This window comes from Actinomadura madurae (genome assembly GCF_047130825.1).
In the GTDB taxonomy this organism is placed as follows: Bacteria; Actinomycetota; Actinomycetes; order Streptosporangiales; family Streptosporangiaceae; genus Spirillospora; species Spirillospora madurae.
Map to the genome: position 1 here is coordinate 9,353,733 of NZ_CP083237.1, position 25,595 is coordinate 9,379,327.

Here is a 25,595-nt window from a genome sequence, read left to right on the forward strand (position 1 = left end):
TAGACCGATCGCTAGCGATCGCCAAGCGATGAGGAGGCGGTCAGCTCCTCGCCCACGTGCAGGGCGCCGAGCGCGCGGGGGATGCCGAGCCGGCCGAACACGACCTGCCGGGCGCCGCCGAAGCGCTCGGTGCGGTAGCCGGCCAGGGCGCGCAGCGGCTCCGGAGACCGGCGGGCCGTCTCCTGGTCGGTGTTGATGATGACGCAGCGCCCGCAGGGCCGGACGAGCTCGATCTCCGCCTCGTCGCCGCGCAGCCCGGTGACGGCGTCCTCGCCGTACGGGCCGAGGCCGCGCAGGACGATGTTGGGCCGGAAGCGGGCCATCGGGAGCCGGCCGCCCATCCGCCGGTTCAGGTCGTCCAGCGACTCGGCCGACAGCACCGAGACCGGGTAGCCGTCGGCGTAGGCCAGGGTCCCGCCGCCGAGCGCGGTGGGACGCGTCCCGGTGAAGCGGACGAGGCGGCAGGGGAGTCCGAGGGCGCCGGAGAACCATGCGGCGGCCTCGTCGCCCTGGTCGATGCCCTGGCACGGGCGGTGGTGCACGGTCACGTCGACGGCGGGCCCGCCGGACACCTCGCACACCAGCGGCGCGGGCGCGAGCGGTGTCCGGACGGTGAGCTTCACACCGTCGAAGTCCGGGCGGACCAGGGCGAGCTCGGGGGCCTCCCGCTGCGACAGGTGGCGCCCGTCCGGGCGGACGAGCATGAACTCCCGGTCGTGGCGCAGCCCGTTCGGGGTCAGGGCGGCCGCGGTGAGCGCGACGGCCCCGGCACTTTTGATCGGGAAGACGTTCAGCCCGGCGACGACGGCTCTCATGCGACGGACGTTACGGACCGATCCTCCGGGCGGCCAGAGAAACGGGCGATACTTGACACCGATTCGTCAGCTTGGAGGACGGGCGGGGATGGCGGGACAGGACTTCACGTATGCCGAGGTAGGGGCGACGCGCGACGCGGAGCGCCCGGCCGGGTACCGGCATCTGCGGCACCGGATGCTCGTCGGCCGGGGTCCGGCGGCGTTCCGGAACGCGGCGGACGCGGTCATGGAGTTCTGGATGCACCGCGCGCTCCCCGCCCGGGTGGAGGCGTCGGCTCCGCGCGCCGCCCCCGGCGTGAGCGTCGTGGTGGGCCTGGGCGCCGGGCCGCTCCGGTTGCGGGCGCCCTGCCGGATCGTGTGGACGCGCGAGGAGGAGCGCTACGTCGGATGGGCGTACGGGACGCTTCCGGGCCACCCGCAGTCGGGCGAGGAGTCGTTCGTCGTGCACCTGGACGAGGAGGGCGACGTGTGGCTGACGGTCACCGCGTTCAGCCGTCCGGCGACGGCGGCGGCGCGGCTGGCGGGCCCGTTCGGGCGGGCGTTCCAGCGGGCCTACGCCCGCCGGTGCGGCGCGGTGCTGCGCGGGCTGTCGCGCTCTTGAGCACGCGAGCGGGCCGCGGGAACACGCCCACCCCGGTCGTGATCCCGCGGCCCCGTATTCGCGGGTGCTGCGGTAACGATTATCCCCTCCGCCCGGCCGCGAGGACGCACCCGCGGAGTGAGTTTTGACTCACACCGTTACCGGACCATCAGCCTCATGTCGGGCTTCCAGCGCGAATCCGCACCGGTAGATTCGAGGCCCTGCGGCGTGCGGACGGCGGACAGGGGGACGCGATGCGGGTCGAACTGCTCACCGTCGGGGACGAGCTGCTCCTCGGCGACACGGTCAACGGCAACGCGGCCTGGCTCGGCCGCCGGCTCACCGACCACGGCGCCGACGTCACCCGCAGCGTCGTCGTCGGCGACGAGACGGACGTCATCGTCGCGGCCGTCACCTCCGCCCTGGAGCGCGCCGACGCGGTCATCACCACGGGCGGTCTCGGCCCCACCTACGACGACGTGACCCGGGACGCGCTGGCCAAGGCCGCCGGTGTCGCGCTCGTCCGGGACGCGGCCCTGGAGCGGCGGCTGCGCGAGCGGGTCGCCAGGGCCGGCCGCGAGCTGCAGCCGATGGCGCTGCGCATGGCGGACGTCCCCGAGGGCGCCCGGGTGCTGGCCAACTCCGCCGGCTCGGCGCCGGGCCTGCGGGTCGAGCTGCCCGGCGGGACCGTGTACGCGCTGCCCGGCGTCCCGTTCGAGATGCGCACCATCATGGACGAGGTCGTGCTGCCGGAGCTGGCGGAGATCGCCGGGCTGCCCGCGGTGGCGCGCCGCACCCTGCGCACCGCCCGGCTGTGGGAGTCGGTGGTCGCGACCCGGCTCGCCGAGGTCGAGGCGATGGACGGGGTGAAGCTCGCCTACCTGCCCGACCCCGCCGAGGTGAAGGTCCGCATCACCGTGGCGGGGGCGGACGCCGCGGGGCGCCTGGCGGGCGTGGAGACGCGCGTCCGGGAGCTGCTCGGCCCGGCCGTGTACGGGGTCGAGGACGAGTCGCTCGCGCTGGTCGTGCACCGGCTGCTCGCCGGGCGGGGCGAGACCGTGGCGGCGGCGGAGTCGCTGACCGGCGGGCTCATCGGCGCGGAGCTGACCCGCACGCCGGGGTCGTCGGCCACCTACGGCGGGGGCGTCGTCGCCTACGCCACCGATGTGAAGCGGCGGCTGCTGGGCGTTCCCGGCGAGCTGCTCGCCGCGCACGGGGCCGTCCACCCGGACGTGGCCGCCGCGATGGCCGCGGGCGTCCGGGACGCCCTCGGGACGACGTACGGGCTCGCGGTCACCGGTGTCGCCGGCCCCGACCCGCAGGACGGGCATCCGGTGGGAACGGTCTACATCGGACTGGCCGGTCCGCAAGAATCGCGCACGGTCGTCGGGCCGCGGCTGCCCGTGCCCGGGAACGGACCGGAGACCCGCGGGGTCGTGCGCCGGATGACGGTCGTACACGCTCTTGAACTGCTGAGACGTCGCCTGCTGGGGCTTGACGCGGAGGACGGGAACGGCGAAGGTCGGGTGGATCGGGAAGATCCGGGCTGATTACAGCGTTACGTTCCGAGCGAACACGAAATCAACGGTCTGCCATGGCCACCGTCAAGCCGGGTACGGTGGAACCGGCAGATGGTCCGAACTGAGGGAGGGAGCGAGACGATGGTCCTGCTTCGCCAGCTGCTCGGTGACGTACTGCGGCAGCTGCGGCTGCGCCAGGGACGCACCCTCCGTGAGGTGTCCGCGGCCGCGCGGGTGTCGCTCGGCTACCTGTCCGAGGTGGAACGGGGGCAGAAAGAGGCTTCTTCGGAGCTGCTGTCCTCGATCTGCAAGGCCCTGGGCGTCCCGCTGTCGCACGTGCTGAGGGACGTCGCGGATCAGCTCGCCTTGGCCGAGCTGCAGCACGAGCCCGTCATGGCGGGCGCGCCGGAGCACGAGCGGATCCCCGCCGAGCGGATCCCCGAGACCCCCGAGGAGATCACCGGCGAGTTCCGCGGCGACATGGTCGCGGCCTGATCCCCGGCCCGTTTCCAGGCCCGTTCTCATGCGCCGACCGGGGCCGCGGGTGTGCGCGGCCTCACGCATGAATGCGACATTTCCGGGGATCGTTCCGTGTTGTGAGGGATAACCGTAACGATGCGGAAGGAGCCCGACATGGCGGCGATCAAGAGCCCGCTCGGCGAGGCCGACCAGAGGGTCGCGGGGGACGCCCTGCAGGGCGCTCTCATCGACCTCATCGATCTGGCCCTGGTGGCCAAGCAGGCGCACTGGAACCTGACGGGGCGTAACTTCAAGGTCGTCCACGAGCACCTGGACGAGATCGTCACTCTCGCCCGTGCCGGCCAGGACGACGTCGCCGAGCGCGCCGTGACGATCGGCGTGAACCCCGACGGCCGTGCCCGCACGGTCGCCGACAAGAGCAAGGTCCCGCAGCCGGAGGCCGGATACCTGGACGACGACAAGGTCGTCGCCGCGATCACCGACACCCTGGCGCAGATCATCGGCCGGTTCCGCGAGCGGATCGCGGCGACCGACGAGCCGGACCAGGTGACCCAGGATCTGCTCATCGGCATCACCGCCGGACTTGAAAAGCAGCACTGGATGTTCCAGGCGCAGACCTGATACGCGTTCCGGCCCGCCCATGGCAGCGCGACTCCGGCGCACCGGGCGGACGAGACACCATAGACGGCCCCGGCCCCGCACCGCTTCGGTGCGGGGCCGGGGCCTTCCGGCGTTCCGGTGCCGCCGGGCCCGGAATGTGGAGATTATGAGGGATGCGCCTTCTCAGCAGAGCCGTCACACTCGGCGCCGCGGCGCTCGCCCTCGCCGCCTGCGGGGCCGGGGGCGAGGGAGCGGGCCGGCCCTGCACGGCGATCGGGTCCATGCCGGGCCTGCGGCTGGCCGTGCCCGCGCCCGACGCGGCCCGGATCGACACCGCGTCCCTGCGGGTCTGCTGGAACGGGGAGTGCCGGGAGCCCCGCATCGAGCTGCACCCCACGTCGACGGCGGTCTCGACCGGCTGCGACGGCGACGAGCCCGACGCCGTCTGCGGGGCGTCCGCGTCCCCCGACGGCGGCAAGGCAGGCTTCGCGCAGGTCGAGGGACTCCCGAAAGAGCCCGTCCGGGTCACGGTCAGGCTGCGCGACGCGGACGGCCGGACGGTGCTCGACCAGAGCCTCGACGTGACCCCGAAGGCCACGTTCCCCAACGGGCCGGGCTGCGGGGAGGGCCGTCCGCAGGCCGTGCTGACGGTCGCGAACGGGCGGGTCGGCGTGCGCTGATCACGTCCGCAGGTGGTCCAGGACGGTGTCGGCGAACTCGACGGCCAGCGGGCTCAGGGCGTCCCACCGGCGGGCGGCCCAGCCGGCGGTGAGCGGCGGCAGGTCCCGGACGGGGACCAGGCGGACGTCTCCCGTCCCGCCTCCCCAGCCCGGCAGCGCCGGCAGGATCGCGTGGCCGAGGCCGAGCTCGGCCAGCAGCAGCGCCGTGTCCCAGTCGGCGACGCTCGTGGTGGACGCCAGCCGCACCCCGTGCCGCTCCAGGTGCATCTCCAGGTGCACGCGGGACGTGGAATGCGCGGGCAGCTCGATGTACCGGATCCCGGACAGATCGTCCAACGCGATGGCCTCCCGGCCCGCCAGGGGATCGGCGGCGTGCACCGCGAGCATCCACGGCAGCTCGCAGGACGCCCTCTGCTCGACCCCTTCCAGCGGCGGCCCGATCGTCACCCAGGCCAGGTCCGCGGTGTGCGCGCGGACCGCCTCCAGGCACCGCCGGCTCGACCCGGCCGTCTCGAACTGGAGCGCGGCCTCGGGGTGGCGGGCGCGGAACACGGCCACCCCGGCCGCCATGAAGTGCCGGACGGTGGTCGCGCCGGTCGCGATCCGGACGGTGCCGCCGACGCCGCGGCGCAGGTCGTCGAGCCGGCGCAGCGCGGCGTCGAGCCCCGCGATGCCCTCCGCCGCGGCCTCGTCCAGGATCCGCCCCGCGCGGGTCGGCACCACGCCCCGCGGGCGCCGCTCCAGCAGGACCAGCCCGGTCTCCCGTTCGAGCCGCTTCACGTGCTGGCTGACGGCCGACTGGCTGCACGACAGGTCGCGCGCGACGGCGCTCAGGTTGCCGGACGCGCACACGGCCACGAACACGCGAAGATCGTCCAGGGTCACCGACCCAAGGTAGAGCGAAGGGGTCGATAAGGAAACCCGAGAATTGACTTGGGGCTGTCGTGGGCCGACGATCGGTCGTACGGGCGCGGGATCCGGCGACCCGGACAGGCGGCGACCCGCCCTGGGCACCTCGGGGGAGGGCGGGCGCCGACCCCTAGCCGGCGGCGGGCTGGCAGCGCGGGCACCAGTAGGTGATCCGCTCGCCGGGCCCGGCTCCCTGGTCCGCGCGCTCGATCCGGGTTCCGCAGCGGCGGCAGGGCCGCCCGGCCCGCCCGTACACCCAGTGCTCCCGCCCGCGCGACCGGTCGCCCGTCGTGATGTGGCCGTGCCGCTCCTTGTTGGCGTCCAGCAGCCGGTGAGAGAGCCGCACGAGGCCGGGAAGGTCGGGAACGTCCCTCACCCGGGTCCACGGATGCACGCCCCGCAGGAAGAGGATCTCGGCCTTGTAGACGTTGCCGATCCCGGCGAGCCGCGTCTGGTCGAGCAGTGCCTCGCCGATCGCCCGGTCCGGCCTCTCGCCCAGCCGGGCCACGGCCTCGGCGGCCGTCTCCGCGTCCCAGGACGGGTCGAGCAGATCGGGCCCGAGATGCCCGACCGTGCCGTCCTCCTCGGCGGTGCGCAGGAGCTCGACGATGCCGAGCGAGTGGCCGACCGCCTGCCACTCCGCGTTCTCCAGCACCAGCCGCACCCGATGATCGCGCGGCACGGCTCCGGACGCGCCCCTCGCGGAGGGCCGGCCCGTGACGGAACGCCGGACTTGCCAGCGGCCCTCCATCATCAGATGCGTGTGGATGGTCAGCCCGCCCTCAACCCGCACGAGGAGATGCTTGCCCCGCGACACCGCCTCCAGGACCGTCCGCCCGCGCAGGTCGACCGTGGCCAGCCGCGGGACGCGGAAGTCGGAGCGCGTCAGCGCCCGCCCGGCCAGCGCCTCGTGCAGCCGCCGGGCGGTCAGCCAGACGGTGTCCCCCTCCGGCATCGGCCTCCCCTCAGATCAGGGAGGGGCTCTCCCAGGCGGACGGGTCCTCGGTCAGCTTCCGCACGGGCGCGGGCAGCTCCTCGGCCGCGATGTGCGCGAGGGTGACCTGCTCCAGGATCGCCCGCTCGCTGGCGCGCAGCGCGATCCACACCTCCTGCAGCGAGCGCGCGGGCCCCTCGTACCCGACGTGCTCGGGACGCTCGCCCCGGACGCCGAGCAGCGGCCCGTCGATCGCCCGGATGATGTCGGCGAGGGATATCCGCTCGGCCGGGCGCGCCAGCCAGTAGCCGCCCTCGGGCCCCCGCTGGCTGCGGACGAGCCCGGACCGGCGGAGCTGGCCGAGGATGTTCTCCAGAAACTTGGGCGGGATCTGCTGCGCCTCGGCGAGCTGCACGGCGGTCACCGGGTGACTCCCGGCGACCGCCAGCTCGGCGGCGGCGCGCAACGCGTAGTCGACCCTGGCGGACAATCGCATGTAGGCATTATCCCTTGCCGATCGGACCACTCGGGTAGGGAACGGCGCGCTCGCCGGGACCAGGCTCTGAACCCACCGAGCGCGCCGACCTCAATGGTTGCGATCGCGTCCGAAGGCAGGTTCAAGCGAAGCGAGAACCTGATCGCGCAGCGAGCCGCAAGGCGAGTCGGAGCGATGCAGCGATCGCCCGCAGTACCCGACGAAGGAGGGCCGCCAAGGCCCGAAGGAGGAGGGCACTGCAATAAACACAGCAGGGCCTCCAGGCCCGAAGGAGGAGAGGAATGCCATTAACAGAGCCCCAGGAGTTCGGCGGCGGCCTGGGCGTTCGCGGCGGCGGCGCCGTAGGTGGCCAGGTAGGTGGCCGAGCCGGGGCGCCAGACGGGCAGGCCCATCTCCACGACGACCGTGTCGGGGCGCGCCGTCAGCAGTGCCGTCGTGAGAGCGCGCTGGCCGGCGTGCCGGTGCGCGTCCCGCAGGACGACGATCAGGCCGCGGCCCCTGGCACGATCCAGGATCCGGTCCGCCGTCCCGTCCGCGCCGTCGGCCTGGACGGCGTCGGGCGCCCAGGGGTTCAGGCCCCAGGGGGTCGGGCCGACCGCGATGTTGCCGGTCGACTCCGTCTCCACCACCAGGGGCGCCGCCTCCCAACCTGGGAGCGCTCCCGTGACCCGCATGGCGCGGCGGGCGGCCTCCAGCCCGGCGGCGCGGTCGACGACGGCGGGGCTGTGCCCGGCGAGCCACGCGCGGAGCCGGCCGGTGCGCTCCGCGGCGTCCGCCAGCCGGGCCACCGGGAGGCGCCCGGTCCGCACGGCCTCGTCGACCGCCGCGAGCGTCGCCTCGACGGTCTCGGCCTGCTCGTGCGGGCCGAGGCACAGCAGGTCGGCACCCGCGGCGAGGGCCCGCACGGACGCCTCCGGGATGCCGATCGCGCCGCTCGCGCCCTCCATGTCGAGCGCGTCGGTGACGATCACGCCCCGGTAGCCGAGCCGCTCGCGGAGCAGCCCGGTGATCGCGTCGTGGGACAGGGTGGCCGGCACGCCGCGGGTGATCGCGGGCAGGTTGAGGTGCCCGGTCATCACCGCGCGGGTGCCCGCCTCGATCGCCGCCCGGAACGGGACCAGCTCGCGCCGGTCCAGCAGGTCCAGGTCGGCGTCCACGAGCGGGATCGACAGGTGCGAGTCGTCCACGGTGGCGCCGTGGCCGGGGAAGTGCTTGGCGCAGGCGGCGACGCCCGCCTCCTGCGTGCCGGTGACGGACGCCGCGGCGTGCCGCGCGACCAGCTCGGGGTCGGAGCCGAACGACCGGGTCCCGATCACCGGGTTGTCGTCGGCGGTGTTGACGTCCACCGACGGCGCGAAGTTGAAGTTGACGCCGACCTCGGCCAGCTCGGCGCCGAGCGAGCGGTAGATCCGCCGGGTCAGCTCGGGGTCGTCGACGGCGCCGAGCGCGGCGTTGCCCGGGTAGGGGCTGCCGGTCGCGTGCCCGCCGAGCCGGGTGACGTCGCCGCCCTCCTCGTCGATCGTGACGAACGGGTCGCCGGCCTTGCGCATCTGCGCGGTGAGCGCGGCCAGCGACTCCGGGCTCGGCACGTTGCCGGTCAGGGCGAACAGGGTGACGCCGGCGAGGCCGGACTCCAGCTCGTCCAGCACCCAGCGCGGCGCGGTCGAACCGTGGAAGGACGGCAGCAGCGTGCCGCGCGCCAGCCGGGCGATCTCCGCCGTGGTCGCGGTGTCGTCGGTCGTCACCCCTTCACCGCCCCGGCGGTGAGGCCGGACACCATACGGCGCTGGACCAGCAGGAAGAAGACGATGACGGGAATGGTGAGCAGCGTGGACGCTGCCATGATGGGCCCCCAGGCGTTGCCGCTGCGGCCGAAGAAGAACTGCAGCATGATCGGCAGGGTGTACTTGTTCTGGTCGTCCAGGAACGTGAACGCGAAGATGAACTCGTTCCAGGCGGTGATGAAGGAGAAGATGCTGGTCGCCACCAGGCCGGGGGCGACGAGCGGCAGCATGACGGTGAAGAACGTCCGGACCGGTCCGGCGCCGTCGATCGCGGCGGCCTCCTCCAGCTCGCGCGGCACCGCGGCGACGAACCCGCGCAGCATCCAGATGGCGAACGGCACCGCGAAGCCGATGTAGACGATGGCGAGACCGGACAGGCTGTTCAGCAGTTCGAGCTGCTTCAGATCGAGGAACAGCGGGATGACCAGCGCCTCCAGCGGCACCATCTGCACCACCAGGAGCATGATCAGGAAGGTGGTGCGGAAGCGGAACCGGAACCGGGCGACGGCCGTGGCGGCCATCAGCGCGAGCAGGCCGGACGCCAGCACGGTGACGAGCGCCAGGATCGCGCTGTTGCGGAAGTACTCCCAGAAGGAGACCTCGGCGATGCCGCCGTTCAGCACCAGGTCGAAGTGCGTCAGCGTCGGGTGGGCGGGCAGCGGCTTCGGCGTCGTGCTGAAGATCTCTGTGTTCGGCTTGAACGCGGTGGAGGCCATCCAGAAGACGGGGAAGACCGCGATCAGGAAGACCAGCAGCCCCGTCCCGTTCAGTGCGATCCTGCGTGGCAGTGAGCGTCTCATCGTGTCTCCCCCTGACGGACCATGACCCGTACGTAGAGGGCCGTGACGACGAGCAGGATGAGCGTCAGCACGAGCGCGATCGCCGAGCCCATGCCGAGCTTCGGATTGAGCGAGCCGAACGCCTCGGAGTAGCCGTAGAGCGACAGGTTGAACGCGTCGCGGTTGGCCATCCCGGACATGATGAACAGCTGGGTGAAGACCTTGAAGTCCCAGATGATCGACATGACGAGCAGCACGAGGAAGATCGGCTTGAGCATCGGGTAGGTGAGGCTCCAGAACGTCCGCCAGGCGCCGGACCCGTCCACCCGGGCCGCCTCGTACAGCTCGCCCGGGACGCTCTTCAGCCCCGCCAGCACCGACACCGCGACGAACGGGCACGCCTGCCACACGACGCACACGGTGAGGACCGTGTAGGTGGACAGCGGTGTGGCGAACCAGTTGTAGTCGCTCCAGCCGCCGCCGACGAGGGCGTCCGGCAGCAGGTCCAGGCCCCAGTTGACGACGCCGCCGGTGGAGCCGAACAGCCAGCTGAAGATGATCGCGGCGGTGACCGGCGGGGTCGCCCAGGCGACCATCACGCCGCCCGCGACGAAGCCCGACATCCGCTTGCCGAGCTTGTTGAGCAGCAGCCCCACCAGCGTCCCGACGACCATGGTCAGGGTCACCGCGACGACGGCGAACAGCACCGTGTTCCGGAGCGTCTGCCAGAAGAACGGGTCGTTGAGGATCGTGTCGAAGTTCTCGGTCCCGACCTGCTCGGCCGGCTCGCCGCGCAGCTGGCGGTTGCCGACCTTCTGGAACGACATGATCCCGATCTGGATCATCGGCCAGAACATCAGGACGGCGATCACGAGCACGGTCGGCGCGATCAGCAGGTAGGGCCCGAGGCGGGGCCGGCGGCGGGGCCGCACCCGGCCGGAGGACTTCCGGCCGGGTGCCTTCCGCACCGCGGGAGCGGTGTCGAGCATGACGTTCCGATCAGCCGTGTTACGGGTTCAACAGCGTGTTGGCCTGCTCGTTCGCCTTCTTCATCTCCTCTTCGGCGGACTTGCCCTGCATGACGGCCTTCACCGCGTTCGGCAGCACCTTCTTGGCCTGCTCGAACTCGCCCCATCCCGCGCTGATCGGCGGGAACTTGGTGTTGCCGGCGATCTGGGTGAAGATCTCCAGCTTCGGGTCGGTGAACGTGACGTCCGACCGCATGGAGGAGAAGCCGCTGTAGTCGGCCCAGGCCTTGGCGTTCTTGGCGTTGTTCAGGACCGTGATGTAGTCGAACGCCGCGTCCTTGGCCTTGCTGTCGTTCCAGACGGCGAGGTCGGAGCCGCCCGCCATGACCGGGGCGTTGCCGCCCGCCTTGCTGGGGATCGGGAAGACGCCCCACTTGTCGGCGTTCTTCTCGGAGATCTTCGTCATCTCCTTCAGGGCCCAGCTGCCGTCGACGTACATGCCGAGCTTGCCGAGCGCGAAGTCGCGCTGCGGCCCCTCCAGCTCGTTCTTGCCGACGTACTTCTCGGGCGCGACCTTCTCGGTGGTCACGAGGCCGGCGTAGTACTTCACCGCCTCGACGGCCTGCGGCTGGTCGAGCTGCCCCTTCCACTCCTCGCCCTGCTTGGCGGCCACGTCGCCGCCGTTGCCCCAGATGAAGCTGAGGAGCGCGTTGGTCTGGTCGCTCGGGATGCCGATGCCGGGCACCTTCTTGGAGTCCTGCACCTTCTTCGCCGCGGCGGTCAGGTCGGCCCACGTCTTGGGCTGCTGGATGCCGAGCTCCTGGAACCAGTCCGTCCGGTACCACACGCCGCGGACGCCGCCGTACCACGGCACCGCGTAGGTCTTGCCGTCCGCCTGGTCGTTGGCCAGGGCGGTCTTGTTCAGGGTCTTGCCGTCCGCCCACCCGCCGAACTCGTCGGTGATGTCGGCGAGGCTGCCCTGCTCGACGTGGGACTGGACGTCGGTGTTGCCGAGCTCGGTGACGTCCGGGCCCTCGCCGCCGGCCGCCGCCTTCTGGAACGTGGTGGCGACCTGCGCCCACGGCACGTACTTGATCTGGACGTCGGTGTTCGGGTGCTTCTGCTTGAACTCGGCCTCGACGCCGTCGAGGAGCCTGGTCTGCTCGGGCGTCCCGTCGCCCATCATCCAGACCTTCAGCTGCGCCGGGTCCTTGCCGCCGCCCGCCTCGTCGTCCTTGCTGTCGCCGCCGCAGGCCGTGGCGGCCAGGGCGATCGCGGCCGCCGCGGCCGCAACCTTGATGTACCTCACTGGGGATCCTTTCCGGCATCGCCTCGCGCGGCCGTGTGGCCGGCGGTGCGGGTGGGGACGGCACGGACCCTTTAAGGTCCTGGCCATGCCCCTCTCGCATTCGCATCGATCGCGGGCGCCCTGCTCGCCAGTCCGCGCTCTGCGGGCTCCGCCGGCCCGGGGTACCGGACCGGTCGGCGCTTGGGCGTAAACTAACAAGAAACTTTCCTAAACAAAACTGCTCGTTAGCGGATTGAGACATCAGGGGTGCCAGCATGGCAAGACGCCCGGGAACGCCGAGGCTGCTGCGTGAGCTCAACGATCGCGCGGCACTGGACCTGCTGGTCGAGCAGGGCCCGCTGACCCGCGCCCAGATCGGCGAGCACACCGGGCTCTCCAAGGTGACCGCGTCCCAGCTGCTGTCCAGGCTGGAGGAGCGCGGGCTCGTCTCGGTGGTCGGGGAGCAGGCGGGGGGACGGGGCCCGAACGCCGCACTCTACGCGGTCGTCCCGTCCAGCGCCTACGTCGCCGGGCTGGAGGTCGGGCCGGACGGGGTCACCGCGGGCGTCGCCGACATCACCGGGCACGTCGTCGCCCAGGTCACCGTGGACCCCAACGGCGGTGACGAGCCGGTGAAGCTGGTGCACAACGCCGTCGCCAAGGCCTGCGCGTCCGCCCGCGTCGCGATGTCGAAGCTGAACGCCTGCGTCATCGGGACCCCCGGAGTCGTCGACCCGCGCACCGGTGACATCCAGTTCTCCTTCGACCTGCCGGCGCTGCACGAGGGCGTCCTCGCCGAGCTCCGGAGCGACCTGCGTCGCCCGGTGACCATCGAGAACGACGTCAACCTCGCCGCCATCGCCGAACGGGCGTACGGATCCGCGCGCGGCGCCGACGACTTCGCGCTCATGTGGCTCGACCGCGGCATGGGCATGTCGGTGATGCTGGGCGGCCGGCTGCACCGCGGCCGGTGGGGCGGCGCCGGGGAGATCGGCTACCTGCCCGTCCCCGGCGCGCCGCTGCCGCTCGGCGCCGCCCGCCGGGGCCCGCAGGACGAGGGCGTGACCGAGTCGGTGACCTGGGGCACGCCCACCCTCGCCGGCGGCTACGGGGCCCTGGTCGGCGCGGACGCCGTCCGCGCGCTCGCGCACGAGCACGGCATCGCCGAGCCGACCGCGGTGGACTGCGTCCGCGCGGCCGCCGCCGACGAGGAGCGCGGCGGCCCGTTCCTGGACGAGCTGGCCAACCGCATCAGCTACGGCGTGACCTCGGTCAACATCGTGCTGGACCCGGGCCTGGTGGTGCTGTCGGGCAGCCTCGGCCTGGCCGGCGGGCGGCCCCTCGCCACCCGCATCGAGGAGATCGTCGGCCGGATCAGCCCGACCCGCCCCACCGTCACGGTGACCGGGGTGACCGGCGATCCCGTCCTGCGCGGCGCCCTGCACGCGGCGCTGGAGCAGGCCCGCGACGACGTCTTCTCGTCCGCGGGGGAGTCCTAGAACCGCGAGGCGCCCCCGCCGGATCGGCGGGGGCGCCTCGACGGCCGTGCGGAGCGTTCCTGCTCGGCGTTTCCTGCTTGGCACGTTCCTGCTTGGCGGTTCCTACTTGGCGGCGGCCGCGGCGACCGCGGTCTCCTTGTGCCGCCGCGGATCGTTCAGCGCGCGGTCGATGACGGTCTGGCTGATGATCTGGCGCTTGCGCCGGAGTGCGGCGGCCTTGCGTGCCGTAGGTGTCATGGCGAACCCCGTTCCGCGGTGGCGCTTTCCCCACGGCCACCGCAAACCCCGTGATGGCCTCATGCTTTCAAACGCGAGGGGTGGAGGGGATCCGCCCAAGGAATGAAATCGAGGTCAGACCAACAGCGGAGACGGCGCCGGTGCCGCTCCGCCCCGGCACTGCGATCATGGGGAACGCACGTGCGCGACCTGCCGTTGGGGGAACCGTGAGCGACGAACCGAGGAGGCGCCGTGGCGCTGCGTGACCGGCTGCGGCGGCTCGTCCAGAAGCCGGGCAGCGTCGACCTCGGGCCCTTCCGCGCGCTGGCCGAGGAGGCCGGTGCGCGCGAGCCCCGCGTCCGGGAGCTGTCCGACGCCGAGCTGACCGCCGCGGCGTCCGCCCTGCGCGAGAAGGAGGACCTGGCGGAGCTGTGCGCGCTCGGCCGCGAGGCGGCCCGCCGGGCGCTGGGGGAGCGGCCCTACGACGTCCAGCTCATCGGGACGCTCGCGCTGCTGTCCGGGCATGTCGCGGAGATGGCGACCGGGGAGGGCAAGACCCTGGCCGGGGCGCTGGCGGCCGCCGGGTACGCGCTGCGCGGCCGGCAGGTGCACGTGATGTCGGTCAACGACTACCTGGCGCGGCGCGACGCCGAGTGGATGGAGCCGCTGTACTCCCTGCTCGGGGTCACCGCCGGCTGGGTCGGCCAGTCGTCCACGCCCGGGGAGCGGCGCGCCGCGTACCGGGCGGACGTGACGTACGCGCCGGTCAGCGAGGTCGGCTTCGACCTCCTCCGGGACCGGCTCGTCACCGACCCGGACGACCTCGTCCTGCCCGAGCCGTCCGTCGCGCTGATCGACGAGGCCGACTCGGTCCTGGTGGACGAGGCCATGGTGCCCCTCGTCCTCGCGGGCGCCGCCGACCTCGACGCCGCCGACCCGCAGTACGCCGACCTCGTCCGCCGGCTGCGGCCCGGCCTGCACTACACCACCGACGACGAGGCCCGGAACGTCCAGCTGACCCCGGCCGGGGCCCGCGAGGTGGAGCGCGTCCTAGGCGTCGACCTGTACGCGCCGGACCAGCTCGGCACGCTCACCGCGGTCAACGTGGCCCTGCACGCCGAGGTCCTCCTGCTCCGGGACGTGGACTACATCGTCCGGGACGGCGCGGTGAAGCTGGTCAGCGAGTCGCGGGGCCGGGTCGCCCTGCTGCAGCGCTGGCCGGACGGCCTGCAGGCGGCGGTCGAGGCGAAGGAGGCCCTGGAGGCGTCGCCGAGCGGGGAGATCCTCGACTCGATCACCGTCCAGGAGCTGATCGGGCGCTATCCCGTCCGGTGCGGGATGACGGGCACGGCGATGGCCGTCGCCGGGCAGCTCACCGAGTTCTACGCGCTGCAGATCGCGGTCGTCCCGCCGAACCGGCCGTGCGTCCGCGCCGACGAGCCGGACCGCCTCTACGCGACCGCCGCCGACAAGGAGGTCGCGATCGTGGAGGAGATCGCCGCCGCGCACGCCGCCGGCCGCCCGGTGCTGATCGGCACGGGCGACGTCGCCGAGTCCGAGCGGCTCGCCCGCCGGCTCGCCCGCGCCGGGCTGGACCGGGTCGTGCTCAATGCCAAGAACGACGCCGAGGAGGCCGCGATCATCGCCGAGGCGGGGGCGTACGGCGCGATCACCGTCTCCACCCAGATGGCCGGGCGGGGGACCGACATCCGGCTCGGCGGCAGCCCGTCCGCGGAGCCGGGCAAGGCCCCGGCCGAGGCCGGCGGATCCGACCACGACCGCGTGGCCGAGGCGGGCGGCCTGCTGGTCATCGGGACCGGCCGCTACCACAGCAGCCGCCTGGACGACCAGCTCAGGGGGCGTGCGGGGCGGCAGGGCGACCCCGGCGGCTCGGTGTTCTTCACCAGCCTCCAGGACGACCTGGTCACCCGCTACGCGCCCGACGAGAAGCCGGACGACCCCGCCGACGACCAGGGCCGCGTCACCGGCAAGGGCGCGCACTGGCTCGTCGGCCACGCCCAGCGCGTCGCGGAGGGCGTCGACCTCGAACTGCACCGCAACACCTGGCGGTACAACCACCTGATCGGGTTGCAGCGGCGGGAGCTGCTGGCCGAGCGGGACGGCGTCCTGCGCGGTGACGCCGCCGACCGCGCGATGGCCGCGGCGGCGCCCGCGAAGCACGCCGAGCTCGCCGGGACCGCGGGCGCGGACGCGGTGGCCGCCGCCGCGCGCCAGGTCGTCCTGTACCAGCTCGACCGCTGCTGGGCCGAGCACCTCGCCTACCTCGCCGACCTGCGCGAGGGCATCCACCTGCGGTCGCTCGGCCGCGGCCTGGACCCGCTGGTCGAGTTCAACCGGGAGGCGGTGCCGGCGGGCAAGCGGCTGCTCGCCGACGCGCGGAAGCGGTCGGTGGCCGCGTTCGAGGCCCTCACCGCGTCCGGGGACGGGATCGACCTCGACTCGGCGGGCCTGAAGCGCCCCTCGGCGACCTGGACGTACCTCGTCCACGACAACCCGTTCGGGTCCCTGGACGAGCGGGCGCTGCGCGGCATGATCAACATGTTCGGGCGCCGGCGGCGCTGAGCGTCGCGGGGAGGATCGCGGCGGCCGCGGCGCGGGCCTTCCCGGTGGCGTCGTGGACGCCGCCCACGCTGAACGCGACGATCGCCCCCTCGTGCAGGATGAGGAGCTGGTCGGCCAGCGCGCCGTCGCCGACCTGCTCCGCGTAGAGAGCCCGCACCCACGCCTTCTGCTCGGCGGCGAGCCGGTGGACCGGGTGGGACGGCTCGGGGAGTTCGGCGCAGGCGTTCACCATCGAGCAGCCGCGCCGGCACTTCGTCGTCAGCCACTCTCCGAGCGCGTCGAACGTGGCGAGGACGCGCTCGCGCGGATCGGCGATCTCGGAGAGACGGCCCTCTATGAAGGCGTGCCAGCGCTCGTCGCGCGCGCGCAGGTAGGCGAGGATCAGCGCGTCCTTGGACCCGAACCGGTCGTAGACGGTCTTCTTGGTGACCCCCGCCTCGGCGGCGATCAGCTCCATGCCGACCGAGCCGATCCCGCGTTCGTAGAACAGCTCGCTCGCCACCTGGAGGACCCGCCGGGCGGCGGGAGTGAGCGGCCTTTCCCGGACGGCCATCGCGGCTCCTTCCCCAGAGGTACACCGCAAGTATACATACCGGTATATGTACTCTGTAGCTATACCGGTATGTATACCTAGGAGGACCGTGCACCCGCGCCGAACGGACGCCCTGCTGGGGGCCGCCTTCGTCATCACCTGGAGCTCCGGTTTCGTCGGCGCGGAGCTCGGCACCCGGGCCGCGCCGGCGACCGCCCTGCTCGCCTGGCGGTTCATCATCGGCGTCGCCGTCCTCGGCGCCTGGGTGGCCTGGCGGCGGCGCCGCGTCCCGTCCCGGGACCTCCTGCTGCACGTCCTGATCGGGGCGCTCGGCCAGGTCGGCTACCTCGCCGGCGTCTTCTTCGCCGCCGAGTACGGCGTCGTCGAGGGCATCAACAGCCTGATCACCGCCCTGCAGCCGCTCGTCGCGGTCACGCTCGCCGTGCCGCTGCTCGGCGAATCGATCAGCCGCCGGCAGTTCGCCGGGTTCGTCGCGGGGCTCGGCGGGGTCCTGCTCGTCGTCGGCGGCGACCTGAACGGGGGAGCGCCCGCCTGGGCGTACGCGCTGCCGTTCGCCGCGATGCTCTCCCTCGTCGGCGCGACCCTCCTGGAGCGGCGGGCCCGGCCCTCGGCGGAACTGCCCGAGGCCCTCGCCGTCCAGGCGGGCATCAGCGCCGTGGTCTTCTCGGGCGTCGCGGGACTGGACGGCTCCCTCCTGCCGCCGGCCGACCCCGTGTTCTGGGCGGCCATCGCCATCCTGGTCGCGCTGGCGATGCTCGGCGGCTACGGGCTCTACTGGATCAACGTCCAGCGGACGGGCGTGGCCAGGGTGTCCGCCCTGCTCTACCTCACGCCGCCCACGACGATGCTGTGGGGATGGCTGATGTTCGGCAGCACGCTCACACCGCCGTCGCTGCTGGGCGTGGCGGTGTGCGCCGTGGCCGTGACGGTCGCGCTCCGCGCCCCGGGCGGTCAGGAGCGCAGCCGCAGGCCCCTGGGGGTCGGATGGAAGCCGGCCGACTCCAGCGCCGCGGCCAGCGGCGAGCCGGTGATCGCCGCGCCGTCGGCGCGCTCGACGGTGAGCTTGCCGAGCGCCCCCTCGCGGACCGCGAGCGCCAGCGCGTCGACCGACGGCTGCAGGACGTCCGGGGCGTCGTCCCAGGTCAGCAGCGTCCGGCCGCCGCGCTCGACGTAGAGGACGAGGCGGCCCTCGACCAGCACGACCAGCGCGCCGGCCTTGCGGCCCGGCTTGTGGCCGCTGGCGACCTCGTCGTCCCGCTCCGGCCACGGCAGGGCCGCGCCGTACGGGTTGGCGGGATCGGCCGCGGCCAGGACGAGGGCGCGGACCTGCGGCTCGCGCGGCGCCGGCTCCCACAGCGCGGAGATGTCGTCCGGGGCCGCCGCCGCGGCCGGGCGGAGCGCGCGGAGCCGGTCGACCGCCCCCGGGAGCGCGAACTGCGCCGCGCCGAGGCCCTCGACGAAGTAGCCGCGCCGGCACCGGCCGGACTCCTCGAACGCCCGCAGCACCGGGTACACGGCGGAGAACCCGCCCGGCGTGCGCTCGGCCGCCACCGCGCCGCGGATGACGATGCCGTACCGCTCCAGGAGCGCCTCGGCCAGCGCGTGCGACCGCAGGGTGGGGGTGCCCTCCCGCTCCGGGAGCGGCCACCAGCGCCCCGCCACGGTGGGCGGGCCCGTCCGGGACGGCAGGACGGGACGTCCCCGGCGCGTCGTCCGCGACCGGTGCGTCGGGCGGCCCGACCCGAGCGCGGCCCGCAGCGGGGCCATCGTGTCGTTGGTGAGGTGCCCGGCCCAGACGAGGTCCCACACGGCGGTGACGAGGTCGGCGTCGTTCGCGGTGACCTGCCGGTTCACCCGGTCCGACAGCGTCCGGAAGAACAGCGCGCCGCCGTCGCCGAGCGCGTCCAGGACCGCCCGGTGGACGGGCGTGAGCGTGATCTCCGCGGGCTCGGGCATCAGCAGCGGCGCGGTGTCGGCCAGGTACAGCGCCACCCAGCCGTCGCCGCCGGGCAGCCCGCCCTGGCCGGCCCAGACGACCTCGCCCGCGGACGTCAGCTCGTCCAGCATGGCCGCGGAGTAGCCGGGCACCCGCGACGGCAGGATCAGCGACTCCAGCGCGGACGCGGGGACCGCCGCGCCCTGCAGCTGCTCGATCGCCTGGACGAGCGCGTCGATGCCGCGCAACCGGGATCCGCCCGATACGCCGTGCCAGACCGGCAGGAAACGGCCGAGCGCCTCCGGCGGGGACGGCTCGACCTCGGCGCGCAGCCGCGCCAGCGAGCGCCGCCGCAGCGTCCGGAGCACGCCGGTGTCGCACCATTCGGTCGTCAACGGCCCGGCCACGGCCTCGACTGGCAGGAACTCGCCCTCGACCACCCGCCCCCCGGCCGCGAGCCGCCGCAGCGTCTCGACGACCACGGCGACGCCCAGCCCGAACCGCGCGGCCGGCTCGCCCGCCCGGAAGGGGCCATGGGTGCGTGCGTACCGGGAGACCAGGTCGCCGAGCGGATCGTCGACCGGTTCGAGGAACGCCTCCGGGACGCCCACGGGCAGCGGCGCGCCGAGCGCGTCCCGCAGCCGCCCGGCGTCCTCGATCGCCGCCCACCGCTCCTCGCCGGCCACCCGCACCCGGATCGCCCGCCGCGTCGCCTCCAGCTCCGCCACCCACCGCGCCACCTGCACGGCCACCTCGTCCGGCACGGCGGCCCCCGTCCCAGGTGCACTACCGCCGGCACCGGCGGCCGAGGGCTCCAGGTCGGCCGGGCTGGGCGCGTTCACTCCGGCCGGTCGAACCGTGCCATCTGTGAGGGGACGTCGCGGCGTTCGGTCGTCCTCCGCCTCGGCGCGGGCGGGGAGGGTTCGGCGGGCGATCTCCGCGGTGGTGAGGGGGCCGAGGGCGCGGAGGAGGTCGGCCACGCCCTCCATGTCACGGGCCCGCCGGTCGGCGGCGAGGCGCTGCAGCTCGCGTTCGGTCTCGGCGACCGCGTCGGGGTCGAGCAGCTCGCGGAGATCGGCCTGGCCGAGCAGCTCGGCCAGCAGCGCCGAGTCGAGCGCGAGGGCCTGGGCACGGCGCTCGGCCAGCGGTGAGTCGCCCTCGTACATGAACGCGCCGACGTAGTGGAACAGCAGGGAGCGGGCGTAGGGGGACGGCTCGGGCGTCTCCACCTCGACCATGCGGACCTTGCGTCCCGACAGGTCGCGCATCAGCCGCACCAAGCCGGGGACGTCGAACACGTCCTGCAGGCACTCGCGCATCGTCTCCAGCACGATCGGGAAGGACGGGTACTTGCTCGCGACGGCCAGCAGCTGCGCGGCGCGCTGGCGCTGCTGCCAGAGCGGCATGCGCTTGTCGGGGCGGCGGCGGGGGAGGAGCAGCGAGCGCGCGGCGCACTCGCGGAACCGTGCCGCGAACAGCGCCGAACCGCCCAGCTCGTCTACGACGACGCGTTCGACGTCGTCGGCGTCGAAGGCGACGAGGTCGAGGCCGGGCGGCTCGTCCATGTCGGGGATGCGGATGACGATGCCGTCGTCCGCGTGCATGGCCTGCGCGTCGAGGCCGTACCGCTCGCGGAGGCGGCCGGCTATGGCGAGCGCCCACGGCGCGTGCACGCGCGCCCCGAGCGGAGAGTGCACGACCAGGCGCCAGTCGCCGAGCTCGTCGCGGAACCGCTCGACGACCATCGTCCGGTCGTCCGGGACGTGGCCGGTGGCCTCCCGCTGCTCGTGGAGGTAGGAGACGAGGTTGGCGGAGGCCCAGGCATCCAGGCCCGCCGTGGTGACGCGTTCCTGTGCCCGCTCCTGTGGAAGGCCCGCCAGCTCGCGGGTGAACGAGCCGAGCGCGCGGCCCAGCTCGGCGGGCCGGCCGAGGGTGTCGCCGTGCCAGAACGGCAGCTTGCCGGGCTGGCCGGGGGCGGGCGAGACGAGCACCCGGTCGGGGGTGATGTCCTCGATGCGCCATGAGCTGGCGCCGAGGACGAACACGTCGCCCACCCGCGACTCGTAGACCATCTCCTCGTCGAGCTCGCCCACGCGCGAGGCCTTCTCCCCGACGAGGAAGACGCCGAAGAGACCCCGGTCGGGGATCGTCCCGCCGCTGGTCACGGCGAGCCTCTGCGCGCCCGGACGGTCGCGCAGGACGCCGGTCACGCGGTCCCAGACGAGGCGGGGGCGCAGCTCGCCGAACTCGTCGCTGGGGTAGCGCCCGGCGAGCATGTCGAGGGACGCCTCCAGCGCCGACCGGGGGAGCGTGGCGTAGGGGGCGGCGCGCTTGACGAGGGATTCGAGGTCGTCGACCGTCCACTCGTCCATGGAGACCATCGCGACGATCTGCTGGGAGAGGACGTCCAGGGGGTTGCGCGGGTACCGCAGCTCCTCGATCTCGCCGCCGCGCATGCGCTCGGCCACGACCGTCGTCTGGATGAGGTCGCCGCGGTACTTGGGGAAGATGACGCCCTTGGACACGGCGCCGACCTGGTGGCCGGCGCGTCCCACCCGCTGGAGGCCGTTGGCGACGGACGGCGGCGACTCCACCTGGACGACCAGATCGACCGCGCCCATGTCGATGCCCAGTTCCAGGCTGGACGTCGCCACGACCGCGGGGAGACGGCCCTCCTTCAGGGCGTTCTCGATGCCGGCCCGCTCCTCCTTGGAGACGGAACCATGGTGCGCTCGGGCGATTTCCAGCGGCGCCCCTCTGGCCGCGCCCGCCTGGGCCATCGTCGCCGCGGGAGAGTGGTCTTCGGGCAGCGGCTCGCCTGTGGCGCGTTCGTAGGCGAGCTCGTTCAGCCGTCCGCACAGCCTTTCGGCCAGCCGCCTGGAGTTGGCGAAGACGAGGGTCGAACGGTGGGCCTGGATGAGGTCGAGCAGGCGGTCCTCGACGTGGGGCCAGATGCTGCGCTGGCGGGGGTCGGCCGCCCCCGAGTCGTCCACGAACTGCCCGACCTCGCCCATGTCCTCCACCGGGACGACGATGTCGAGGTCGAAGACCTTGTCGGAGCGCGGCTGGACGACCGCGGCCGGCTTCGTGCCGCCCAGGAACGCCGCGACCTCGTCGGTGGGACGGACGGTCGCCGACAGGCCGATCCGCTGGGCCGGACGTTCGAGGAGCGCGTCCAGCCGTTCGAGGGACAGCGCCAGGTGCGCGCCGCGCTTGGTGCCCGCGACGGCGTGCACCTCGTCCACGATGACGGTCTCCACCCCGCGCAGCGACTCGCGCGCCCGCGAGGTGAGGATCAGGAACAGCGACTCCGGCGTGGTGATCAGGATGTCCGGCGGTCTGGTGGCCAGCCTGCGGCGCTCGTCGGCCGGGGTGTCGCCCGACCGCATCCCGACCCGGACGCCGGGCTCGGGCAGGCCGAGGCGGCGCGCCGCGTGGCGGATGCCGGCCAGCGGGGCGCGCAGGTTGCGCTCCACGTCGACGGCGAGGGCCTTCAGCGGCGACACGTACAGGACGCGGCAGCGGCGCAGCGGGTCGTCGGGGACGGCCTCGGTGGCGAGCCGGTCGAGCGACCACAGGAACGCCGCGAGGGTCTTGCCGGACCCGGTCGGGGCGACGACCAGCGTGTCGTCGCCGCCGGCGATCGACCCCCACGCCCCCGCCTGGGCGGGGGTGGGCGCGGCGAACGCCCCGGTGAACCAGGCGCGGGTCGCCGGCGAGAAGCGTTCGAGCACGTCACCGCCCATGGCGCCATAGTGCCTCGCGGGTCCGACAGAATGCGGCGGCGTGGCGCGCGTCACATTGTAAGCAAGCACTTGTCTGGGGCATGGTCTACGGGACGACCCTCCGCCGAGGAGCCCCGATGCCCTACCTCCTGCTCTCCCTCGGGATCCTGTTCGCCCTGGTGGCCGCCAACGCCCACGCCCCCCGGCACGGCGCGGTCCTGGTCGCGCCGAGCTTCTTCTGCGGCTGGCTGACGATCGAGATGGCGCCGCACGTGCTCGTCACCTGGGCGGCGGCCATCGCGCTCGCGGTCGCGTTCGGTGGACTGGACGGCTGGGCGGGCTGGACGGGGCTCGTCCTCGCGGTCCTCGCCATGGCGGGCGTCGCCGCGACCCTCGCCGCGTCGTGCCGCACCGTCGTCACACTGCGGGACAGCGGCGCGCCCCTCGAACTGGACCCCGAAGGCGGGCCCCGCTACCCGATCTCGCACCTGATCGTCCCTCAGCTGGTCCTGATCCCGCGCAGGGGCGTGCGGGTCGAACGCAACGTCGTGTACCAGGAGGACGGCCGGCTGCGCCTGAAGCTGGACGTCTTCCGTCCTGCCGGAGAACGGGACGGCGACGAGCCGCGTCCCGGGCTCATGCAGATCCACGGCGGCGCCTGGGTGATCGGGGACAAGCGCGAGCAGGGGCTGCCGTTGCTCAACCACATGGCGCTCCAAGGATGGGTCGGCTTCAACGTCAACTACCGGCTCAGCCCGCGCGCCACGTGGCCAGAGCATCTGATCGACCTCAAACACTTCGTCGCCTGGTACAAGGAGCACGCCGAGGAGCACGGCGCCGACCCCGATTTCCTCTGTGTGACCGGTGGCTCGGCTGGCGGTCACCTCGCGGCGATGGTGGCGCTGAGCGCCAACGTGCCCGAGTTCCAGCCGGGATTCGAAGACGCCGACACCAGCGTCCAGGGAGCCGTCCCCTTCTACGGCGTGTACAACTTCGTCGAGGCCGGGCCCTGGCCTCGTCCCATGGGCGCCACCCACCTGATGGAGCGGATGGTCGTCAAGAAGCCGTTCGCGGAGAACCAGGAGGCGTACGCGAAGGCGTCACCTGTGACCTACATCCGCGAGGACGCGCCGCCCTTCTTCGTCATCCACGGAAGCCGCGACTCCCTCATCCCCGTGGCAGAGGCACGCCGGTTCGTGGAGCGGCTACGGGACGTCTCAGCGGCTCCCGTCATCTACGCCGAGATGAAGGGCGCCCAGCACGCGTTCGACGTCTTCCCGTCCTACCGCACGGCCCGCGTCATCGAGGGGGTCGAGCGTTACCTGACGGGCCTTCACCGCCAGTACCGCCAGGGGAGCGGGCCCGCAGTCCCGGGCGAGGTCGCGCAGTCCTTGGAGGAACCGTCCGTCGGATAGCGTGGGCGTGTGCGGCTCACAGTTTTCTGGGATCGGATGAACCAGCAGTTCGGCGAGCACTACGCCGAGAGCGTGGCCAAGGACTACGTCATGGCCGAGTTGGGCGGCCGCACCATCGAGCAGGCCCTCGCCGACGGCGAGCCCGCCAAGAAGGTCTGGCAAGCCGTCGTCGCCACCTTCGACGTCCCCTCGAAGCTCCAGTAGCCGGTTCCGCTACAGCGGGATGCGATGCGGAACGAACGATGACGTGTCATCGGTGATGAGCCCGGCCGTCTCCCTGATACCGATCCCTGCCGACCCGTCCGCGACCACCCACGCTCCCAGTACCGGGCGCTGCCCGTCGAAGTCGGGCAGCGCGCAGAACTCCTGGAAGACGAAGCCCTCGGCCCCGTAGTCGCCCTGGGTTCGCTGCTCACTGCCGTCCGGGGTGACGATGCGCATGCTCGCGCCCTCACGTCCGAGCAGCGGCTTCTGGACGTAGGAGGTCAGGTTCGACGGCGTGTTCAGGTACGTGGGCAGCAGATTCGGGTGGTCCGGGAACAGCTCCCAGAGCAGGACGAGGAGCGCCTTGTTCGACAGCACCATCTTCCAGATCGGCTCGATCCACGACGTGGACGTGCCCGGGATGTTGCGCCCGAACGGCTCCGCGACGATCCACTCCCAGGGGTAGAGCTTGCACAGCGTCCGGATATCACGCTCGTCCAGATCCACGAACCGTCCGTTCGCGGCGTCCCACCCGATGTCCTCCATGGCGATCGCCACGCCCGGCAGACCCGCCTCCTCGGCGGTCTCCTGCATGTAGGCGATCGTCATGACCTCCTCGCCGGTCTCGTCACCGGTCGTCCAGGCGAAGTGGGCCGGTCCGCCGTCCACCGCGGGGACGATCTCCTTCCAGCGGGCCACGAGCCGCTCGTGAATGGAGTTCCACTGGTCGTCCCCCGGATGGGTGTCCTGCAGCCAGTACCACTGCACGACGGAGCTCTCCACCAGGGCCGTCGGCGTATCGGCGTTGTACTCCAGGAGCTTGGCCTGCCCTTGGCCGTCGTAGCGAAGGTCGAACCGCCCGTACAGGTGCGGGTCGCCGCGCCGCCATGACTCCTCGATCAGCGGCGCGACCCAGTCCGGGATGCCGAGAGCGTGGTAGCGGCCGGTGGACACGACGTGCTCCACCACGTCCAGGCACATCCGGTGCAGTTCGTTGACGACGCCCTCAAGGGCCAGGACCTCGTCCATCTCGAAGACGTAGTGCACGGACTCGTCCCAGTACGGGCGCGTCAGGTGCTCGGGGTGCGCGGTGCGGTGGAAGGCCAGGCCGTGCGCCTCGACCTTCTCCGCCCAGCCGTCGCGCGGCGTCGAACGGACTCTGCGCACCGGTCAGCCCCCGCCGCCCCGGCTGCCGCCGCCGCCGAACCCGCCCCGGCTCAGCGTCCGGCCGCCGCTGGACTTGATCTTCCCGTCGGGCCGGACCCGGCTGCCGCCCGACACGAAACCGGAGTTGCTCTTGCCGCCGTAATACCAGAAGTACCGGCCGTACGCGGGCGAGGGATCGTCGACGTCGCCGGAGTCGCAGTAGCCGTCAGGGACGACCTTGTAGCCGCTCTTGCCCTTGGCCGGGGCGTTGCGGTCCACGCATCTCGCCGTGGTCGAACCGGAACCGCAGGCGACGAGGGTCAGCGAAAGGGCGCTCACCATCCCCACCTTCACGGCGCGGGAGCTGAGCCGCCGAGTGGGCTCCTGTGGGGGCAAGAGAACACGTCCTTCTCACGTGGCGGGCAACCGGACGGTCAGGGACCGTCGAGCATTAGACGGCGAAAATCCCGATCCGGTTCATCCCC

At 73.0% G+C, this 25,595-nt stretch carries 22 protein-coding genes and 1 pseudogene; 10 read left to right on the forward strand and 13 right to left on the reverse strand.

Translation table 11 applies throughout. The features are described from left to right. Positions 1–11 precede the first annotated feature (11 nt). On the reverse strand, positions 12–815 hold the full coding sequence (locus K8Z49_RS43860) for an MOSC domain-containing protein (RefSeq protein WP_111833022.1): 804 nt from the start codon (positions 813–815) through the stop codon (positions 12–14). Between the two features lie 88 nt (positions 816–903). Between K8Z49_RS43860 and K8Z49_RS43865 the strand changes: the two genes are divergently transcribed. The 5 genes from K8Z49_RS43865 to K8Z49_RS43885 all read left to right on the forward strand — a co-directional run bounded on the left by K8Z49_RS43865 (position 904) and on the right by K8Z49_RS43885 (position 4,675). Next, positions 904–1,416, forward strand: coding sequence for a DUF1990 family protein (locus K8Z49_RS43865; protein ID WP_412516914.1), 513 nt, complete (start codon positions 904–906; stop codon positions 1,414–1,416). 233 nt (positions 1,417–1,649) lie between these two features. Next, positions 1,650–2,945: a CinA family nicotinamide mononucleotide deamidase-related protein gene (locus K8Z49_RS43870; protein WP_111833020.1), complete on the forward strand. Its 1,296-nt coding sequence runs from the start codon at positions 1,650–1,652 to the stop codon at positions 2,943–2,945. A gap of 111 nt (positions 2,946–3,056) precedes the next feature. Further along, positions 3,057–3,410, forward strand: a complete 354-nt coding sequence (locus tag K8Z49_RS43875) for a helix-turn-helix domain-containing protein (RefSeq protein ID WP_021598264.1) — start codon at positions 3,057–3,059, stop codon at positions 3,408–3,410. Positions 3,411–3,548: 138 nt separating this feature from the next. Beyond that, a complete protein-coding gene (locus K8Z49_RS43880; protein WP_021598265.1) occupies positions 3,549–4,016 on the forward strand; it encodes a Dps family protein in 468 nt (155 codons plus the stop codon). A gap of 152 nt (positions 4,017–4,168) precedes the next feature. Next, a complete protein-coding gene (locus K8Z49_RS43885) occupies positions 4,169–4,675 on the forward strand; it encodes a hypothetical protein (protein ID WP_021598266.1) in 507 nt (168 codons plus the stop codon). Here K8Z49_RS43885 and K8Z49_RS43890 read toward each other — a convergent pair whose 3' ends face one another. The 7 genes from K8Z49_RS43890 to K8Z49_RS43920 all read right to left on the reverse strand — a co-directional run bounded on the left by K8Z49_RS43890 (position 4,676) and on the right by K8Z49_RS43920 (position 11,854). Then, positions 4,676–5,560: a LysR family transcriptional regulator gene (locus K8Z49_RS43890; protein WP_075019699.1), complete on the reverse strand. Its 885-nt coding sequence runs from the start codon at positions 5,558–5,560 to the stop codon at positions 4,676–4,678. It abuts the gene before it with no gap. Positions 5,561–5,714: 154 nt separating this feature from the next. Further along, positions 5,715–6,539 carry a DNA-formamidopyrimidine glycosylase family protein gene (locus K8Z49_RS43895; RefSeq protein WP_412516915.1) on the reverse strand — a complete coding sequence of 275 codons (825 nt, stop codon included), beginning with the start codon at positions 6,537–6,539 and terminating at the stop codon, positions 5,715–5,717. A gap of 10 nt (positions 6,540–6,549) precedes the next feature. Continuing rightward, a complete protein-coding gene (locus K8Z49_RS43900; RefSeq protein WP_075019701.1) occupies positions 6,550–7,014 on the reverse strand; it encodes an RrF2 family transcriptional regulator in 465 nt (154 codons plus the stop codon). A gap of 287 nt (positions 7,015–7,301) precedes the next feature. Beyond that, on the reverse strand, positions 7,302–8,759 hold the full coding sequence (locus K8Z49_RS43905) for a glycoside hydrolase family 3 protein (RefSeq protein WP_412516916.1): 1,458 nt from the start codon (positions 8,757–8,759) through the stop codon (positions 7,302–7,304). Continuing rightward, the gene (locus K8Z49_RS43910; protein WP_021598821.1) at positions 8,756–9,598 is read right to left on the reverse strand and encodes a carbohydrate ABC transporter permease; all 843 of its coding nucleotides are present in this window, start codon (positions 9,596–9,598) and stop codon (positions 8,756–8,758) included. The genes K8Z49_RS43905 and K8Z49_RS43910 overlap by 4 nt, the downstream gene beginning before the upstream one ends. After that, a complete protein-coding gene (locus tag K8Z49_RS43915; RefSeq protein ID WP_021598820.1) occupies positions 9,595–10,566 on the reverse strand; it encodes a carbohydrate ABC transporter permease in 972 nt (323 codons plus the stop codon). The genes K8Z49_RS43910 and K8Z49_RS43915 overlap by 4 nt, the downstream gene beginning before the upstream one ends. 19 nt (positions 10,567–10,585) lie before the next feature. Beyond that, positions 10,586–11,854, reverse strand: coding sequence for an extracellular solute-binding protein (locus tag K8Z49_RS43920; RefSeq protein WP_412516917.1), 1,269 nt, complete (start codon positions 11,852–11,854; stop codon positions 10,586–10,588). 254 nt (positions 11,855–12,108) lie between these two features. On the opposite strand from K8Z49_RS43920, the gene K8Z49_RS43925 reads away from it, so the two are divergent. Next, positions 12,109–13,332 carry an ROK family transcriptional regulator gene (locus K8Z49_RS43925; protein WP_021598818.1) on the forward strand — a complete coding sequence of 408 codons (1,224 nt, stop codon included), beginning with the start codon at positions 12,109–12,111 and terminating at the stop codon, positions 13,330–13,332. A gap of 102 nt (positions 13,333–13,434) precedes the next feature. Here the strand turns inward: K8Z49_RS43925 and K8Z49_RS43930 are convergent, their stop codons facing one another. Then, positions 13,435–13,569, reverse strand: a complete 135-nt coding sequence (locus tag K8Z49_RS43930) for a hypothetical protein (protein WP_021598817.1) — start codon at positions 13,567–13,569, stop codon at positions 13,435–13,437. Positions 13,570–13,806: 237 nt separating this feature from the next. Here K8Z49_RS43930 and secA2 point away from each other — a divergent pair, with 237 nt between their 5' ends. Next, positions 13,807–16,131, forward strand: a complete 2,325-nt coding sequence (gene secA2 / locus K8Z49_RS43935; protein ID WP_024934628.1) for an accessory Sec system translocase SecA2 — start codon at positions 13,807–13,809, stop codon at positions 16,129–16,131. Here secA2 and K8Z49_RS43940 read toward each other — a convergent pair. Further along, a complete protein-coding gene (locus K8Z49_RS43940) occupies positions 16,103–16,684 on the reverse strand; it encodes a TetR/AcrR family transcriptional regulator (RefSeq protein WP_021600347.1) in 582 nt (193 codons plus the stop codon). The genes secA2 and K8Z49_RS43940 overlap by 29 nt on opposite strands. Before the next feature lie 46 nt (positions 16,685–16,730). Between K8Z49_RS43940 and K8Z49_RS43945 the strand changes: the two are divergent. Continuing rightward, a pseudogene (locus tag K8Z49_RS43945) lies at positions 16,731–17,558 on the forward strand (DMT family transporter); the annotation flags it as partial. A gap of 77 nt (positions 17,559–17,635) precedes the next feature. Here the strand turns inward: K8Z49_RS43945 and K8Z49_RS43950 are convergent. Further along, positions 17,636–22,366, reverse strand: a complete 4,731-nt coding sequence (locus K8Z49_RS43950; protein ID WP_412516918.1) for a DEAD/DEAH box helicase — start codon at positions 22,364–22,366, stop codon at positions 17,636–17,638. A 116-nt stretch (positions 22,367–22,482) separates the two neighbouring features. On the opposite strand from K8Z49_RS43950, the gene K8Z49_RS43955 reads away from it, so the two are divergent. Together K8Z49_RS43955 and K8Z49_RS43960 are read left to right on the forward strand one after the other, a co-directional pair. Next, positions 22,483–23,760, forward strand: a complete 1,278-nt coding sequence (locus tag K8Z49_RS43955; RefSeq protein ID WP_111833017.1) for an alpha/beta hydrolase — start codon at positions 22,483–22,485, stop codon at positions 23,758–23,760. Between the two features lie 9 nt (positions 23,761–23,769). After that, entirely contained in the window at positions 23,770–23,964 is a 195-nt protein-coding gene (locus tag K8Z49_RS43960) for a DUF3046 domain-containing protein (protein ID WP_024934625.1), read from the forward strand. A 9-nt stretch (positions 23,965–23,973) separates the two neighbouring features. On the opposite strand, the gene K8Z49_RS43965 is transcribed toward K8Z49_RS43960, so the two are convergent. Further along, entirely contained in the window at positions 23,974–25,131 is a 1,158-nt protein-coding gene (locus tag K8Z49_RS43965; RefSeq protein WP_021592961.1) for a glutathionylspermidine synthase family protein, read from the reverse strand. A 3-nt stretch (positions 25,132–25,134) separates the two neighbouring features. Beyond that, positions 25,135–25,452, reverse strand: a complete 318-nt coding sequence (locus K8Z49_RS43970) for a hypothetical protein (RefSeq protein WP_021592962.1) — start codon at positions 25,450–25,452, stop codon at positions 25,135–25,137. Positions 25,453–25,595 lie beyond the last annotated feature (143 nt).